At 38.6% G+C, this 14,819-nt stretch carries 16 protein-coding genes and 1 pseudogene; 7 read left to right on the top strand and 10 right to left on the bottom strand.

The window, feature by feature from the left end; translation table 11 throughout:
- Positions 1 to 226 precede the first annotated feature (226 nt).
- From ACHZEU_RS23250 to ACHZEU_RS23240, 3 genes and pseudogenes are all read left to right on the top strand, one after another.
- Positions 227 to 826, top strand: a pseudogene (locus ACHZEU_RS23250) (glycosyltransferase family 2 protein).
- 30 nt (positions 827 to 856) lie between these two features.
- A complete protein-coding gene (locus ACHZEU_RS23245) occupies positions 857 to 1,885 on the top strand; it encodes a polysaccharide biosynthesis protein (RefSeq protein ID WP_404803811.1) in 1,029 nt (342 codons plus the stop codon).
- On the top strand, positions 1,882 to 2,736 hold the full coding sequence (locus ACHZEU_RS23240) for a sugar nucleotide-binding protein (protein WP_054549191.1): 855 nt from the start codon (positions 1,882 to 1,884) through the stop codon (positions 2,734 to 2,736). Before ACHZEU_RS23245 ends, ACHZEU_RS23240 begins: the two co-directional genes overlap by 4 nt.
- A 47-nt stretch (positions 2,737 to 2,783) precedes the next feature.
- Here ACHZEU_RS23240 and ACHZEU_RS23235 read toward each other — a convergent pair whose 3' ends face one another.
- Genes ACHZEU_RS23235 through ACHZEU_RS23225 form a run of 3 tightly spaced genes read right to left on the bottom strand, consistent with a single transcriptional unit; the run spans position 2,784 to position 6,245 of the window.
- Entirely contained in the window at positions 2,784 to 3,536 is a 753-nt protein-coding gene (locus ACHZEU_RS23235) for an alpha/beta fold hydrolase (RefSeq protein WP_112118346.1), read from the bottom strand.
- Positions 3,537 to 3,560: 24 nt separating this feature from the next.
- On the bottom strand, positions 3,561 to 4,799 hold the full coding sequence (locus ACHZEU_RS23230) for a DNA polymerase IV (RefSeq protein ID WP_112118345.1): 1,239 nt from the start codon (positions 4,797 to 4,799) through the stop codon (positions 3,561 to 3,563).
- A gap of 48 nt (positions 4,800 to 4,847) precedes the next feature.
- Positions 4,848 to 6,245, bottom strand: a complete 1,398-nt coding sequence (locus tag ACHZEU_RS23225) for a PLP-dependent aminotransferase family protein (protein WP_279495426.1) — start codon at positions 6,243 to 6,245, stop codon at positions 4,848 to 4,850.
- Positions 6,246 to 6,373: 128 nt separating this feature from the next.
- Here ACHZEU_RS23225 and ACHZEU_RS23220 point away from each other — a divergent pair, with 128 nt between their 5' ends.
- Positions 6,374 to 7,537 carry a PLP-dependent aminotransferase family protein gene (locus tag ACHZEU_RS23220; protein ID WP_048392333.1) on the top strand — a complete coding sequence of 388 codons (1,164 nt, stop codon included), beginning with the start codon at positions 6,374 to 6,376 and terminating at the stop codon, positions 7,535 to 7,537.
- 42 nt (positions 7,538 to 7,579) lie between these two features.
- Here ACHZEU_RS23220 and ACHZEU_RS23215 read toward each other — a convergent pair whose 3' ends face one another.
- Entirely contained in the window at positions 7,580 to 8,134 is a 555-nt protein-coding gene (locus ACHZEU_RS23215) for a helix-turn-helix domain-containing protein (RefSeq protein WP_054549190.1), read from the bottom strand.
- 113 nt (positions 8,135 to 8,247) lie between these two features.
- On the opposite strand from ACHZEU_RS23215, the gene ACHZEU_RS23210 reads away from it, so the two are divergent.
- Entirely contained in the window at positions 8,248 to 8,835 is a 588-nt protein-coding gene (locus ACHZEU_RS23210) for a LysE family transporter (protein WP_279496359.1), read from the top strand.
- A 41-nt stretch (positions 8,836 to 8,876) separates the two neighbouring features.
- On the opposite strand, the gene ACHZEU_RS23205 is transcribed toward ACHZEU_RS23210, so the two are convergent.
- From ACHZEU_RS23205 to ACHZEU_RS23180, 6 genes are all read right to left on the bottom strand, one after another.
- Complete coding sequence (locus ACHZEU_RS23205) at positions 8,877 to 8,999, bottom strand: hypothetical protein (protein WP_004231260.1); 123 nt, start codon at positions 8,997 to 8,999, stop codon at positions 8,877 to 8,879.
- 318 nt (positions 9,000 to 9,317) lie between these two features.
- Positions 9,318 to 10,313, bottom strand: a complete 996-nt coding sequence (gene bioB / locus ACHZEU_RS23200; RefSeq protein WP_112118343.1) for a biotin synthase BioB — start codon at positions 10,311 to 10,313, stop codon at positions 9,318 to 9,320.
- Positions 10,310 to 10,903, bottom strand: coding sequence for a biotin transporter BioY (locus ACHZEU_RS23195; RefSeq protein ID WP_048392329.1), 594 nt, complete (start codon positions 10,901 to 10,903; stop codon positions 10,310 to 10,312). Before ACHZEU_RS23195 ends, bioB begins: the two co-directional genes overlap by 4 nt.
- A complete protein-coding gene (bioA, locus tag ACHZEU_RS23190; protein ID WP_066036230.1) occupies positions 10,896 to 12,272 on the bottom strand; it encodes an adenosylmethionine--8-amino-7-oxononanoate transaminase in 1,377 nt (458 codons plus the stop codon). Before bioA ends, ACHZEU_RS23195 begins: the two co-directional genes overlap by 8 nt.
- On the bottom strand, positions 12,253 to 12,957 hold the full coding sequence (gene bioD / locus ACHZEU_RS23185; protein WP_279495431.1) for a dethiobiotin synthase: 705 nt from the start codon (positions 12,955 to 12,957) through the stop codon (positions 12,253 to 12,255). The genes bioA and bioD overlap by 20 nt, the downstream gene beginning before the upstream one ends.
- 191 nt (positions 12,958 to 13,148) lie before the next feature.
- Positions 13,149 to 13,331: a DUF4177 domain-containing protein gene (locus tag ACHZEU_RS23180; RefSeq protein ID WP_048392326.1), complete on the bottom strand. Its 183-nt coding sequence runs from the start codon at positions 13,329 to 13,331 to the stop codon at positions 13,149 to 13,151.
- Between the two features lie 139 nt (positions 13,332 to 13,470).
- On the opposite strand from ACHZEU_RS23180, the gene ACHZEU_RS23175 reads away from it, so the two are divergent.
- Complete coding sequence (locus ACHZEU_RS23175; protein WP_103118398.1) at positions 13,471 to 13,935, top strand: hypothetical protein; 465 nt, start codon at positions 13,471 to 13,473, stop codon at positions 13,933 to 13,935.
- A gap of 176 nt (positions 13,936 to 14,111) precedes the next feature.
- Positions 14,112 to 14,813, top strand: a complete 702-nt coding sequence (locus ACHZEU_RS23170; RefSeq protein WP_048392324.1) for a response regulator transcription factor — start codon at positions 14,112 to 14,114, stop codon at positions 14,811 to 14,813.
- Positions 14,814 to 14,819: the final 6 nt, after the last annotated feature.

Raw genomic sequence — 14,819 nt, 5'->3', positions numbered from 1 at the left:
GCTAGTTTATGACCTCTCTTGCTAAATGTGATTATGTTAGTAAATTTTCGTCTTTCTTATGCCATATCTCTAGTAAACATAAAAATTCTATCTAAAAACACTCTCTTAAAAACATCCTAAAATAAGCAATTGCCTACAGTAGCACTACGTCTACGCATATTGTATTAAAGGATCTACTCAGTCACATGGAACAACTCTACTAATGAACATAGAATGGAGGGATCAGATGAAGATTAGTTTTTTATCACCTGCATTTAATAGCGAAGAATGGATCGTAACGATGCTTGATAGTATTCCTAAAGAATATGCCTATGAAATTATTGTGGTAGATGATGGCTCTACAGACAATACGCTAGCCATTTTACAGGATTATCAGAAAAACTGTACAGCTTTAAAAATCATCGTTCACCCAACGAATTTAGGTGCGAGTATTGCCTACAATCGCTGCATTGCAGAAGCGACAGGAGATTATATAGCCATCATCGATAGTGATGACCACTATTTACCTGCTATTCGCAATGTACTAGCACAARTGKATKGCHCATTTGATATTTACTATTACAACATGATTATTAAAAATGGCTTTGCTTTTATTAAAGATGAATCCAACCGCTATTCCTTACCTGGGCAATTTAAGATTATCAGGAGAAGTTTAATTGGAGATGCGAAATTTACGATACGCAAAGATATTGCAGGAGATTGGGATTTTAATTGCGCCCTAATGGATAAAAATCCGACAAGTAAATATACTAACGAATTTGCTTATTGGTACAACTACCCTAGGGAGAACTCAGAATGTGACCTACATCAAAGAGGATTGAAATAATAGCATGCAGGAGGTGTAACGAACTATACAATGTTTACAGATAAAATATTATTGATTACTGGAGGCACGGGCTCTTTCGGGAACGCCGTATTAAAGCTTTTCTTATACACAGATATCAAGGAAATTCGGATTTTTTCAAGGGATGAAAAAAAGCAAGATGATATGCGAAAACACTATCAGCATACAAAAATTAAATTTTATATCGGGGATGTCCGCGATATTCAAAGCATTCACAATGCGATGTATAATGTTGACTATGTATTTCATGCCGCCGCTCTCAAGCAAGTTCCCTCCTGCGAATTTTTTCCCTTAGAAGCTGTGAAAACCAATATTTTAGGAACAGATCACGTACTAACAGCCGCCATTCAAGCTGGCGTCAAGAAAATCATTTGCCTGTCAACAGATAAGGCAGCGTACCCTGTCAATGCGATGGGTATATCCAAGGCAATGATGGAAAAAACGTTTATTGCAAAGTCACGAATGGTTGACCCTCACCATTCCCTAATTTGTGGCACTCGATACGGTAATGTCATGGCTTCACGAGGCTCGGTTATCCCATTATTCATTGAACAAATAAAGGCTGGGAAACCTTTAACGATTACGGACCCTCATATGACACGTTTTATGATGAGCCTTGAGGAAGCGGTAGAATTGGTATTGTACGCATTCTCGCATGCTCAAAACGGGGATATTATGGTGCAAAAATCACCTGCTGCCACAATAGCAAATTTAGCACAGGCTTTACTTGAGATCTTTCAAGCGAACAACGCCATGCAAATTATCGGAACACGGCACGGAGAAAAAATGTATGAAGTATTATGTACGAAAGAAGAAGCGGCAAAAGCTATTGATATGGGCCATTTCTATCGAATCCCCGCGGATAATCGGGATTTAAATTATGGAAAATACCTCGATGAAGGCTCTCCAAAAATTACATTAACGGATGAATATAACTCGAACAATACCCAACAATTAAGTGTGGCTGACATTAAAGTAAAGCTATTAACATTGCCTCTTATACAAGAAGAGCTCCTTCATTGGACAGGAGGAAAACCATGAAATTTTTAGTGCTCGGTGCTACAGGCATGGCTGGTCATACCATTGCCATCTATTTATGTGAACAAGGGCATGATGTAACAACATACTCTCGAACCCCTTTTCCCTATGGCAATAATAGAACAGGTGATGTGACAGACTCCCATTTTTTAAGGTCGCTACTACTAGACAATGAGGTAGATGTCGTCATTAATTGTATTGGTGTTTTAAACAATGCTTGTGAGGCTCATCCTGCCCAAAGTGTTTTACTGAATAGCTATTTACCGCATGCCATTGTATCTCTCCTTGAAAATCGACACACAAAGCTTATTCATCTAAGTACCGACTGCGTATTTTCAGGCAAAAGTGCTCCCTACTATGAAAATAGTGTACTAGACGGGGAAACCTTTTATGACCGCACCAAAGGTATAGGGGAAGTGAATAACGACAAGCACATAACATTTCGTAATTCCATAATTGGTCCTGATTTGAAAAAGGATGGCATCGGACTCTTCAATTGGTTTATGCAACAAAAAAGTCCCGTCTATGGCTATTCGGGTGCTATTTGGACGGGAGTGACAACACTTACTTTGGCTAAAGCCATTGAACGCGCTGCACAACAAGATTTAACAGGACTCTATCATCTCGTCAATACGACAAATATTTCTAAACACGATCTACTGCATCTATTTAATAAGCACTTCTTGAACAACAGTATAAAAATTCTTCCTCATCACGTTGTTCAAATCAATAAAACATTAATAAATACAAGAAATGACTTTTCATTTATTGTCCCTAGCTACGAAGAAATGATGATAGAGATGAAGGAATGGATATTGCAGCATAAACACTTATATCCTCACTATTTTCAATGATCCATACATCAACTCCATTATGGATGACGATTCGTAATGGGGTTCCCCTACCGAATAACTGTCCCTTCAGGTAATTGACCATCCTTAATCCAATTCTCTACAAAGCGATTAAAAAATGCAGGTTGGGCTAATGAGACGCCGTGACCGATGTTCTTCAATAACACACCCTTGCTATTTGGATGACTTCGCACAAGTGCTTTAGCAGATTTTCTCATGTTGCTTTTCTCTTTTTCTCCCACAGTTATTAGAATCTTTCCTTGAGCTTTGTTAAAGTCAGCTGGGATGGAAAACGACATATTTTCTCGCAAAATTTGAATCAATGTATCTACTTTCATCGTGGCACTCTCTTGATAGTAACGCTCAAAATAATCTTCTTGAATGTACAGGGCTTTTGCTTGAAGTTTCGCAAATGTTTTATTTTTTATAAGCGGAAATGACAGTCGAATAAAAGGTTGAAGCATCCTTTCTACAGTAGGAGAGGGTATCACGAGCGCACTATTGATGATCGTAAAATCGATTAAACTAGGCTGTAGACTTAGCATTTGAATAGCGATTTGCGCTCCTAAAGAGAAACCAATTACTATAACAGGCTTCCCATTGGCTTTTTTCTCAATAAGCAGAAGAAGCTCTTTCGCACTTTGTTCAATGGAAAATGGATTGTGTGTCATTAGCTCAGGTATAACACAGTGATAATGGGAAAAATGGTGAACTTGCTGATCCCACATCCACCCTCCAACGCCCCCTCCATGAATAAACATCATGAAAGGATTGTTAGCATCCCCATACTCCTTGTATTGCATAGATACACCTACTTTCATTCTTTCTCATTCATGGTCATCTAAAAAATCTTTACTAAAGCTTGTTTGGGATTGATAGGAGGAACGTTTCCCTAAATCTACACCACGTTTTATAATCCCCTTGCCAAACCGTCCCTCAATTTCATCGACAAGCTTGAGAATCGGTTCATCTTTCGCATGCTCCTGAAAATCAAATATCGATAATTGCTGTGAATAATCTTTACGATCCACCACATTGGAAACCGTTACACCAAGTAATCTTACAGGAGATTCATCCCAATGCTTATCAAATAAAGTACAAGCAATGTCGTAAATTTCATCATAACGATACAGGACATTGGACATTGTTTTCGAACGTGTATGATTATGCCAATCAGCATCCCGAATTTGAATGCTCACAGTTGAACCTGCTAAGCGCTTCGCATCAAGACGCTCCACCACTTTTTTACATAGACCTTCGATTGTTTTATGAAGTGTACGAACATCTGTTACATCTTCTGGTAATGTTGTTGAATTCCCAACGCTTTTCGTATCAAAGATTGCCTCAGGATCGACCATGCGCTGATCCACCCCATTGGCCCTTGCTCGAAGCCGTACCCCATTCTTCCCTAAAATTTGCTTCATTTTAAATTCTTCTGTCTTAGCTAAATCACCTATTGTAAAGATGCCTTGTGCATTTAATTTTTTAGCAGTACTTGCTCCAATCCCATGCATGTTGACAACCTCACGATGCCATAATTGCTGTTCAATATCCCGTATTCGTAGTACGGTAATCCCCATTGGTTTCTTCATATCAGAGGCTGTTTTCGCTAAAAATTTATTCGGTGCAATACCGATGGAACAAGGTAAATCCAGCTCAGCTAAAATGCGCGCTTGTATTTCCTGGGCAATACTTAAGGCATGCCGTTCCTTGCTTAGCTCAGTCACATCCAAGTAGCCCTCATCAATCGAAACAGGCTCTACTAATGGTGTATAGCTTCGAAGAATGGTGAACATTTCTTTAGATGCATGACGATACTTTTGAAAATCTGGAGGTAATAACAATAGCTCAGGACATTTACGCTTCGCTTCATGAACAGTCATAGTTGTATAAATGCCTAGCGCTCTTGCTTCATATGAACAAGTTACTAAAATGCCACGCCGTTCCTTTGGGTTCCCTGCAATTGCGATAGGCTTCCCCTTTAAACTTGGGTCATGTGCTTGCTCCACAGAAGCATAGAAACTGTTCATATCCACATGCAAAATAACACGCCCTTTATGTGCCATGCTCATCACCTCGTTTCTTTCTTAGCCTTATTATACGCCCCATAACCTCTAATCAACAAATGCATAATCACCATTACTTTCGAGGAGGTCCTTTAAAATAATTAACGCTTGCTCAAGTTGAGATTCTGGTGCTGCAATGGCTAAACGAACGGCATTGACAGGCTTTGTATTCCCTACGGCAAAGCGTTCCGCTGCATAGACTTGTACACCAGCTTTCGAAGCTAACAATTCAAATTGAACACCCGTAAATTTGTCAGGCAATTGGATCCACCTAAAAATACATTCCTCATCCCCTAATATGTGATAATCCCCTAAATACTGATCGACAAGCGCATTTTGCTGCTTGGCATATGCTCGGTGTTTTTCTAATATCGTTTGGGCAACACCTTCATGGATTAATCGTGCTGCAAGCTCCAGCATGATAGGAGAAACGGAAATGTTGATATTATAGAGCGTTTCCATTATTTTTTTACGTAGCGCAGGTGGTGTCACAAGGAAGGATAATCGTAAACCAGGTGATAGTGTTTTAGATAGGCTAGCAATGTAAACAACCTTATCAGGTGCATAAGAAGCAATCGGAGCAAGCGGTTGCTCCTTGAGAAAGCTATAGATAGCATCCTCGATTACAAGCAAATCCTTCTGTCTTGCCACGTCTGCAATCATTTTTCTTGTTTCTACTGACATCGTATGAGTCGTTGGGTTATGAAAATCAGGGATCACATAGATTCCTTTGATATGTTCATTTTTACAAGCATATAGTAATCCTTCTTTTGTCATTTCACCCTGACATTGTTGGATAGCCACAAGCTGGATACCAAGCATATTTGCAGCTGTTTTAATGCCTGCATAGGTAATTGGATCTGTACCAATGCGGTCGCCTGGCTGAAATAAAGCTGCAAGGGTTCCCACAATGGCATTTTGTCCGCCTGCTCCTAGAAGAATAGGCTGGTCTGTTTGAAAATTTACTAGTTCGAGTAGCTTCATCACGGCTTCGTTTTGCCATGCATTGCCCTCTGGTCGTCCATATTGAAATAGCATGCTAAAACTAGGTTCGTTTATCATTTTCTTCATAAAGCGTGTAATATCATCATTAACAAAATTATCTGGTAAAACAGAGCCCATTTCAATGATAGGTGTGGCATGGTTGGTTGGCAGTAACATTTTATTGCTAGCCGCATCTGTTGAAACGAATGTACCGCTGCCAATTGAGGCATAAATTAATCCTTTTTGGCCACAAAGCTTAAAGGCTCTTGTAATCGTACTCAAATTCACATCTAAAAAATCAGCTAATTCACGCTGGGGTGGCAATTTTGTTCCTGGTACTAGCTTTCCATCCTTAATATCTTGTTCTAGCTGATGTGCGATGGCTATATATAACGGAGCAGAAATATTGCTAATATCCGGCTTCCAACTCATTGGATACTCGTCAAATGAATTAATAGGCATTCACTAGGCCCTTCTTTCTCTTAATTTGCATACAATAGTTTAATTGTCTTGCATACAATGATAATATTGTATGCACACGATGACAATGATATAATTTTTAAAAAATCAGAAAAAAAGGACCGATAATTATGCAATATTCTGAAAGAATCTTAAAAACACCATCCTCATTTATTCGAAATATTTTAAAAGTGACAGATGCCGAGGACGTTATTTCCTTTGCAGGCGGGCTTCCAAACCCGATTTCTTTCCCGATTGATGCATTGAGAGCATCCGTAGACCATGCTATTACAGTAAATGGCAGCCGATTATTCCAATATTCATCCACACAGGGTTATGCACCATTGCGTGAATATATTGCCGCGAAATATCAACGTGTCCATGGACTTGATGTACATGCTGACGATGTCTTTATTACTACAGGTTCACAGCAAGCGCTTGAACTAATTGGTAAAGTACTTATCAATAAAGGCGATGGCATTATCATCGAAGAGCCAGGTTACCTAGGGGCTATTCAAGCCTTTACTTTAACAGAGCCAACTTTCCATGGTGTTACGCTAGAAAATGATGGTCTTAACTTAGAAGAGTTAGAGCGTGCTCTACAACAACCAAATGTAAAATTCATTTATACGGTGCCGAACTTCCAAAACCCAACAGGACTCACATATTCGAAAGAAAAGCGTGAGCAAATTTGCGAAATAGTGGCAAAATATGATGTTGCTTTAATTGAGGATGATCCATACGGGGAGCTACGTTTCCAAGGGGAGCCACTTCCATATATCGGTGCTGGAAAATTAGAAAATAGTATTTTACTAGGTTCTTTCTCTAAAACGGTCACACCAGGCATGCGTCTTGGCTTTATTATCACAAAAAACAAAGAGCTATTGCAGCATATTGAAACAGCGAAGCAAGCGTCTGATCTTCATACTAATATTTTTTCACAATATGTTATCTACGATTACTTAGCAAGTAATGATTATACCGAACATGTAAAGAAAATTATTGCTTTATATAAAAATCAGTCGGATGCGATGCTTGATGCTATGCAGGAGTTTTTCCCTGCCCATGTTGAATATACTCGACCTGAGGGTGGCATGTTCATTTGGGCAACAATGAAGGACGGTACACCGGCCCTTGATGTATTCAATAAAGCGATGGAACAAAAGGTAGCCTTCGTGCCTGGCGATCCATTCTACACATCAAAAACGAATGTGAATACAATGCGTCTTAACTATACAAATGCAACACCTGAAGTCATCCGTGAGGGAATTAAACGTTTAGCTAGTATTTTATAAAACGAAAACGTATAAACGCTGTGAAAAGCGTTTATACGTTTTTTAATGTGGATAGTAAATAGTCATACTAAGTCGTGTTACTGTACTACCTGGATTGCTGTATGTGTGTGGACGGTCAGCCTTAAATCGTATGGCATCACCACTTGTTAATCGATAATCCTGACCCTGTATATGGATGATTAATTCCCCATCAAAAACGGTTATATATTCCTCCGTTCCTTCTCGATGAGCCTCAGCATCTAACGTTCCATTTTCTTTGATTTCAATTGTATATATTTCAAAACGACTATCCTTTTGATAGGGGAAATGAGGATAAACCATATATCGGCCATGATCTTCCTTCAATACTTGAATTTCTTTACCGCGAATAACCTCCGTCTCAGGTTGGGGAGGATGAATAAGCTCTGTAAACGAAACCTTTAATCCATTTGCAATTTTCCAAATTGTTGTCAAAGTTGGACTGGATTCTCCCCTCTCAATTTGACCAATCATCGTTTTACTCACGCCACTAAGCTGAGAAACCTTCTCTAAGCTTAATTTCTCCCTTTCTCGAATTGCCTTTAAATTTCTCGCAAAGACGAGATGAATTTCTTCCATCCAAAAGCCCTCCTTGTATGTACAATATAACGCACGTTTTGTATAATAAAAAGACCGACGTTATACAGTCTATTTCGTGCATTATATCATACAACTTGAAAGAAGGGATTGTTTTGCCTGTATTTTCCTTTTTATTATTTATCATCATTACAAGCTTTACACCTGGCCCGAATAATTTTATGGCGATGGTTTTTGCTAAACAATATGGCTTAGCGAAAACGATTCCATTCTGTTTAGGTGTAGGGATTGGTTTTTTCATCATTATTGGTCTTAGTAGCTTTTTTAACACGATCATGTTAAACATTTTACCTGCCATTGAATTACCCCTAACCATATTTGGTGTAGGCTATATGTTGTACCTGGCTTATAAAATTTTAACAAGCAAAGAATTAGAGGATCACGACAATGAAGAAAAAAAACGAAACCTATTTTTTTTAGGAGCGTTCGTTCAATTTATTAACCCAAAAGGTATTTTATTTGGTCTTACTGTTGTCGTAACTTACATCCTACCCTACTACTCATCCTACATAAGCTATCTACTCTTCTCGTTCTTTTTAGCGCTAGTAGGGGTAATCAGTACATTTAGTTGGGCATTATGTGGCTCCGTTTTTCAAAAAGCACTACAGCAATACCGAAAACCATTTAACATGATTATGGCACTATTATTAATGTACAGTGCTGTTTCCATTGTTGTACATTAAAAAACAGCCCTCTGTCGGTAGAGGGCTGCTTTATCAGCAACTCATTTTGTATACGTTAAAACGGCATTTTTCTTGAATTTTGCTAAAGCTTCTGTTGCCTCATTTTTGCTCGCGTACTCAAAAATTCGAACGTCCTTTTTATCAAAAACTGTAATAACCCACATGTGAAAAGCTCCCTTCACTCATTATTTTTGTAATATAACAACCACCAAAATTTGTGATATGACTTATCAACTGTTTTATAACAATTCCTTACTTGATTCTTATTTTACGCTGATTTTTTTAAAAAGAAAGCTTTATGTGAAGGTCTTCACAAACTGTTCAATTTCAAAACGCTTTCATTGAACAATTTGTGAAAACCTTGATTTTATAGGTATATCCACTGCCAGTGATGTCAGGTCTATCCGTCTCTTTTCACTACAACCAAAAAACCGTACAATAGTACGGTTTTTGCTGTAGTAGTAGATTTACATGTCATAAGTTTAACAAAATACTTCTTCTTGTTTATGTGTTAATTCTATTTCGAAGCCCAAATCCTCCAGCATGCGATAATCGCTATTCGCTTCCTGTCCTGCTGTTGTTAAATAATCCCCAACAAAAATACTATTAGCTGCATAGAGACCAAGTGGCTGAAGTGAGCCCAAATTGATTTCACGACCACCCGAAATACGGATTTCCTTTGTCGGATTGATGTAGCGGAATAAAGCTAAAACCTTTAAACAATAACGGGGATTTAAATCCTTAGTCCCTTCTAGCTTTGTGCCATCAATTGCATTTAAAAAGTTTACAGGAATAGAATCAGCGTCCAATTGATGGAGGGCGCGTGCAATATTGACGACATCCTCTTTTGTTTCCTTCATCCCAATAATGGCACCCGAGCAAGGTGAAATTCCATGCTTTTTCACAATCTCTACCGTATTGACACGATCCTCATATGTATGTGAGGTCGTGATGAAGGAATGATGACGTTCCGATGTATTTAAATTATGATTGTAGCGATCCACCCCCGCTTCCTTTAGTTGCTGTGCCTGTTCTTCTTTTAGTAAGCCAAGACAGGCACAAACCTTCAAGCCATACTTTTCTTTTATTTCAGCAACCGCCTCACTCACGACATTGACATCCTTACGTGTTGGCCCACGACCACTGGCTACAATACAATACGTCCCAATCTTATTGTCAAACGCTCGTTTTGCACCTGCTAAAATTTCCTCTTTTGTAATAAATGGATATTTCTCAATAGGAGCCGTTGATTTAGAGGACTGGGAGCAATAGCCACAATCCTCGGGGCAATATCCGCTTTTGGCGTTCATAATCATATTCAATTTAACTTTTTTACCATAATAATGACGACGAATCGTAAAAGCACCATCCATAAGCTGTAATAGCGCATCATCCTCACTATTTAATATGGCAAGTGCCTCTTCATTGCTAATGATCTTTCCAGCAATAACTTCTTGTGCTAATTGGTAATAATTCATATTACATTCTCCCCCTCTACGTGTGAAAATTTCACATTTCTTGCTGACTGAAATACTTTATACAAGCGCTCAGCTAATAGCGCTGATGTAATAGCTAAGCAAAAATCAGCGACAATACTACTTAAAAAGCCGACAACAAACACATGTGACCAGCTTGACTTCATGTCTAACCAGAAATTCAATGCTACATACAAATAAGGAACAGCCACAGCATAAATAATAACCAGCCCAATAATGGTTGCTGCAATAAAATGCTTTTTCGTCGGCGTCTCAATCCTTTCAATAATGAACCCAATCACATAGGCGGCTAGGGCAAAGCCAATCAGATAACCAAAAGTTGGCTGTAAGACATATGTGATACCACCACCCTGTGTAAAAACAGGTAAGCCTACTAAGCCCACGCTGATATAGACAAGTTGACTATAAAAACCATTCCGACTTCCCAATAAACAGCCTGCTAAAAATACAAAAACAATTTGTAATGTAAACGGTACGACAGGCAATGGAATTTTAACAAAAGCTCCGATTGCTGTTAGAGCAGCAAACATGGCAATCATGACTAGCGCTAATGTTTGTTGTCGCTTACCCAACCTTAGCCCCCCTGTCCTGGAAAAATTGTTCGATTGTCTCTTTCGTTGTATGAATCATAAATGACATTTCCTCTTCAGAAATAATATAAGGTGGCATAAAATACAGAACATTGCCGAGCGGTCTGATGAGTAAGCCTTTCGTTAAAGCCCGTTGATAAATTTGATAGCCGATACGCTCCTCACTGGCGAACGCTTCCTTTGTCCTCCGGTCCTTTACTAGTTCAATCGCTCCCACTAAACCAACTTGTCGGTATTCACCCACATAAGGCATATCACAAAAAGCTTCCATGGCTAACGCTCGCATGTATTGTCCCTTGTGCTGAATCATCTCCATCACTTGTTCCTCTTGAAACATCGTTAATACTTCCAGTGCCACACGACAGGCCAATGTATTGCCTGAATAGCTATGCGAATGTAAAAAAGCCTTCATTGTTCCGTAATCATCATAAAAAGCGTCATAGATTTGCTCCGTCGTTAAGACAACTGATAAAGGTAAATAACCACCTGTTAGCCCCTTTGATAAACACATAAAATCTGGCATGATGTCCGCTTGTTGACAGGCAAATAATGTACCGGTCCGACCAAAACCGACAGCAATTTCATCTGCAATGAAATGCACATCATAATGTGAGCACAACGCCCGTAAGCGCTGTAAATAGACAGGTGGGTACATTTTCATACCTGCTGCAGCCTGAATTAATGGTTCAATAATAACTGCCGTGATTTCCTCATGATGCGCTTGAAGTTGTTCCTCAACAAATTGACTACATGGTGCATTACAGCTTGCTGGATCTTCCTGAAATGGACAGCGGAAGCAATCTGGCCCTTTAGCACGAACAGTATCTAATAACAGAGGCTGATAAACTTCATTGTAAAGCCCTACCCCTCCTATGGATAAAGCACCAATAGTTTCTCCATGATAGGCATCCGTCAAGGCGAGAAAGCGCTTTTTTGCTGGTTTCCCCGTCTGCATATGGTATTGAAAGCTCATTTTCAGTGCAACTTCAATAGCAGATGAGCCATTATCGGCAAAAAAGACTTTATGTAATCCCTGTGGTGCTAATGCGGTTAATTTTTCAGCCAATTGTATGGCTGGTTCATGTGTAAAATTAGCAAAGATCGTATGCTCTAATGTAAATGCTTGCTCACTTAAAGCTTTGCTAATACGCGGATTGGCATGTCCAAATAAATTAACCCACCAAGAAGATACAGCATCCAAATAACGCTGATCATGTTCGTCATAAAGCCACACGCCTTGCCCCTTTTTTATGACGATGGGTGGAAATGCCTCATAGTCCTTCATTTGTGAGCATGGATGCCAAACATGACGTAAATCTCTTAGCTGTAAATCAGTTAATACTTGTTTCATAGTTAAAAAGCCTTTCAAACAGTGTTGTGTGCGTCATGGCATAATCCATTAGCTGTGACAAATTTTGTAGCTTTGGAATAATCGCATTGGGCAAGGGATGGTACTGTAAAATCGTTTGTATATTATCTTGCTCCATACTGCTACCTGTGTTCCCATTAAACACTATGCCAAGAACGTCAACTTCACGAGAGCGCAATGCATCTATTGTTAATAATGTGTGATTGATCGTTCCTAGGGATGTCCTTGTAACAAGCACTACTGGCAGCTTGCTACTGACGATGACATCAAGCAGCGTCATCCCATGGGGAGCAGTAAAAGGAACAAAAAGCCCACCCGCTCCTTCACATATCACAACATCATAGGACGCTTGTAATAATTGAATCCGCAATAATAGCTCATTGACATCAATTTGCTGCCCCTCCAGTTGTGCAGCAAAATGTGGCGATGCAGCTTCTCTAAATGAATAGCTATTGAGATGCTCTTGTTGAAGCTTTTGTAAGGAATACTTTTCATACATGGCTGTATCATGATAATAGCCACGACCGTTTTCGTATACCTCTCCTGTTTGCACAGGCTTGTATGGTGAAACTTTCAAGCCTTGTTTTTGTAAATGACACATCAACATGGTGGTGACAATTGTTTTCCCAACATCCGTATCTGTACCGACAACCCAAAAATGTTGCATTGTTAACCTCCCTCTTTTAAGTTAACCATTAACACTATTTAAGTTAACACATATATTTTTGTTTTGTAAATGCTATTTCTATATTTTTCTGAATACACTATTTTTGTTAATAAAAACAGCAAATTTTGTATTAAAATAAGAAAACGCTAAACTCCCACCATTTATGGCAGAAATCTAGCGTTCATTGATAGTCATGATAATAATCTCTCAAAAATGATTTCATAGTCTGTTGGTTTCCCATGACCATTATAAGCAATCGGCAATACTTGCACTAAACGCCAACCTTGCTTCGCGTATTCTTCGATTGTTTTCCGATAGGTAGATTCCTGAAAAAAGCTACCTAAATGTGTTTGTACAAATTTATACTCATACATTGACTCACCCCCTGTAAATCTTTACGTAACTACGGAGTCAGGGTTTCAATAATTAGCAGGTTCTCGCTTTTGAATATTATGATTATTTTAAAGGATTTTAATCTTCACTCGTAGTATTAAACTACATGGGGGTGGTAGTATGTTTGGCATTTTTAAAGAACCAGCGAAGATCATCGATACATATGAACAAGTGCATTCAATTTTAAAATCATTACTTACCTATGAACTAAAAGAATTACCTAATCGTTATGAATTTTGGTATCGTGTAGCCATCCGTCAAGAGGAGTATCGGACATTACAAGCAGAGCATCGGGCAAAAATCTCAATGACTTCTGCAGTAGGACGTTTTCATCAAACACAATATGAAGTGATGACACAGAAATTAGCAAAGTTTGAACGCTTATCCGATATTTATAAACTATTTTGTATTGAAGAAGAACGAGAGCTATTAAACCATCGTCTCTCTTTTCATCAAGAAACGATTGCTGCCATCTATGAGCATGTTCAACATAAAGAGCTTTATACGTACAGTGATAGTGTTCAACAGCAATTTTGGGAGGCCATCCGTGACGATCTACTCCATGCTATCGCACACCTAGATTAATTTTTTAGAGACTTCATTTTCTCATGGGAAATAGAAGTCTTTATTTTTTTAGTAAACTTGCATGATTATTTTGACTAAGGTTATGAGGGATTCTAAAATCATTCGACCTCTAAGTCTTCTAATTCCCAACCTAGACAAAAGTTGGTATATTTGAAATAGGAAGGTGATTAATAGATATGTCGAACGAGAAAATTTTAATAGTGGAAGATGATATAGATATTATGGAGGTTTTATCGCTCACGCTAGCTAATGCTAACTATAATGTATTAAAGGCATCATCTCTATCCAGTGGCTGGCATCTCGCTGTCACGCAACAACCAGATTTAATCTTGTTAGATGTTAATTTACCAGATGGTACAGGCTTCGAGTTAGCCAAAAGAATCCGTGATGTGTCGGATGTCATTATCATTTTTGTGACCGTCAATCACCTAATTGAACAGAAACTTGAGGGCTTTGAGGTGGGGGCTGATGATTATATGACAAAGCCATTTATTCCAAAAGAATTATTGGCCCGTATCCAAGCAAATTTAAAAAGAAGAAACCCAACAAAGAAAAGTAATATTGTACATATAGATAATTTGTCCATACATTTAGATGAGAAAAATGTTTATAAGGATGGACAGCTTTTAAATTTATTTACGAAGGAGAAGCTACTCCTCTTTTTTCTAATTGAGCATGCGAATCAAGTGATTAGTGTCGATCAACTCATTGATCATGTGTGGGGCTATGACGGTGTCACTGATTTGAAAACCGTATCTGTCCATATTAGTACGCTTCGTCGTAAAATTGAAGATATCCCCTCAAAGCCGAAATGGATTCAAACAGTGAGAGGTTTTGGCTACCAATTCGTTTATAAAAAAGAGAGTGGTGAGAAGTAAGAAAAC

The organism is Lysinibacillus sp. S1, from assembly GCF_044986265.1.
Lineage (GTDB): Bacteria > Bacillota > Bacilli > Bacillales_A > Planococcaceae > Lysinibacillus > Lysinibacillus capsici.
The sequence above is the reverse complement of the archived record's forward strand: the minus strand, read 5'-3'. Positions and strand labels throughout refer to the sequence as shown.

Coding starts and splice junctions, on each gene's coding strand:
- ACHZEU_RS23245 (WP_404803811.1), top strand. CDS start 857: ATGTTTACAGATAAAATATTATTGATTACTGGAGGCACGGGCTCTTTC.
- ACHZEU_RS23240 (WP_054549191.1), top strand. CDS start 1,882: ATGAAATTTTTAGTGCTCGGTGCTACAGGCATGGCTGGTCATACCATT.
- ACHZEU_RS23235 (WP_112118346.1), bottom strand. CDS start 3,536: ATGCAATACAAGGAGTATGGGGATGCTAACAATCCTTTCATGATGTTT.
- ACHZEU_RS23230 (WP_112118345.1), bottom strand. CDS start 4,799: ATGGCACATAAAGGGCGTGTTATTTTGCATGTGGATATGAACAGTTTC.
- ACHZEU_RS23225 (WP_279495426.1), bottom strand. CDS start 6,245: ATGCCTATTAATTCATTTGACGAGTATCCAATGAGTTGGAAGCCGGAT.
- ACHZEU_RS23220 (WP_048392333.1), top strand. CDS start 6,374: ATGCAATATTCTGAAAGAATCTTAAAAACACCATCCTCATTTATTCGA.
- ACHZEU_RS23215 (WP_054549190.1), bottom strand. CDS start 8,134: ATGGAAGAAATTCATCTCGTCTTTGCGAGAAATTTAAAGGCAATTCGA.
- ACHZEU_RS23205 (WP_004231260.1), bottom strand. CDS start 8,999: ATGTGGGTTATTACAGTTTTTGATAAAAAGGACGTTCGAATTTTTGAG.
- bioB (WP_112118343.1), bottom strand. CDS start 10,313: ATGAATTATTACCAATTAGCACAAGAAGTTATTGCTGGAAAGATCATT.
- bioA (WP_066036230.1), bottom strand. CDS start 12,272: ATGAAACAAGTATTAACTGATTTACAGCTAAGAGATTTACGTCATGTT.
- bioD (WP_279495431.1), bottom strand. CDS start 12,957: ATGCAACATTTTTGGGTTGTCGGTACAGATACGGATGTTGGGAAAACA.
- ACHZEU_RS23180 (WP_048392326.1), bottom strand. CDS start 13,331: ATGTATGAGTATAAATTTGTACAAACACATTTAGGTAGCTTTTTTCAG.
- ACHZEU_RS23175 (WP_103118398.1), top strand. CDS start 13,471: ATGTTTGGCATTTTTAAAGAACCAGCGAAGATCATCGATACATATGAA.
- ACHZEU_RS23170 (WP_048392324.1), top strand. CDS start 14,112: ATGTCGAACGAGAAAATTTTAATAGTGGAAGATGATATAGATATTATG.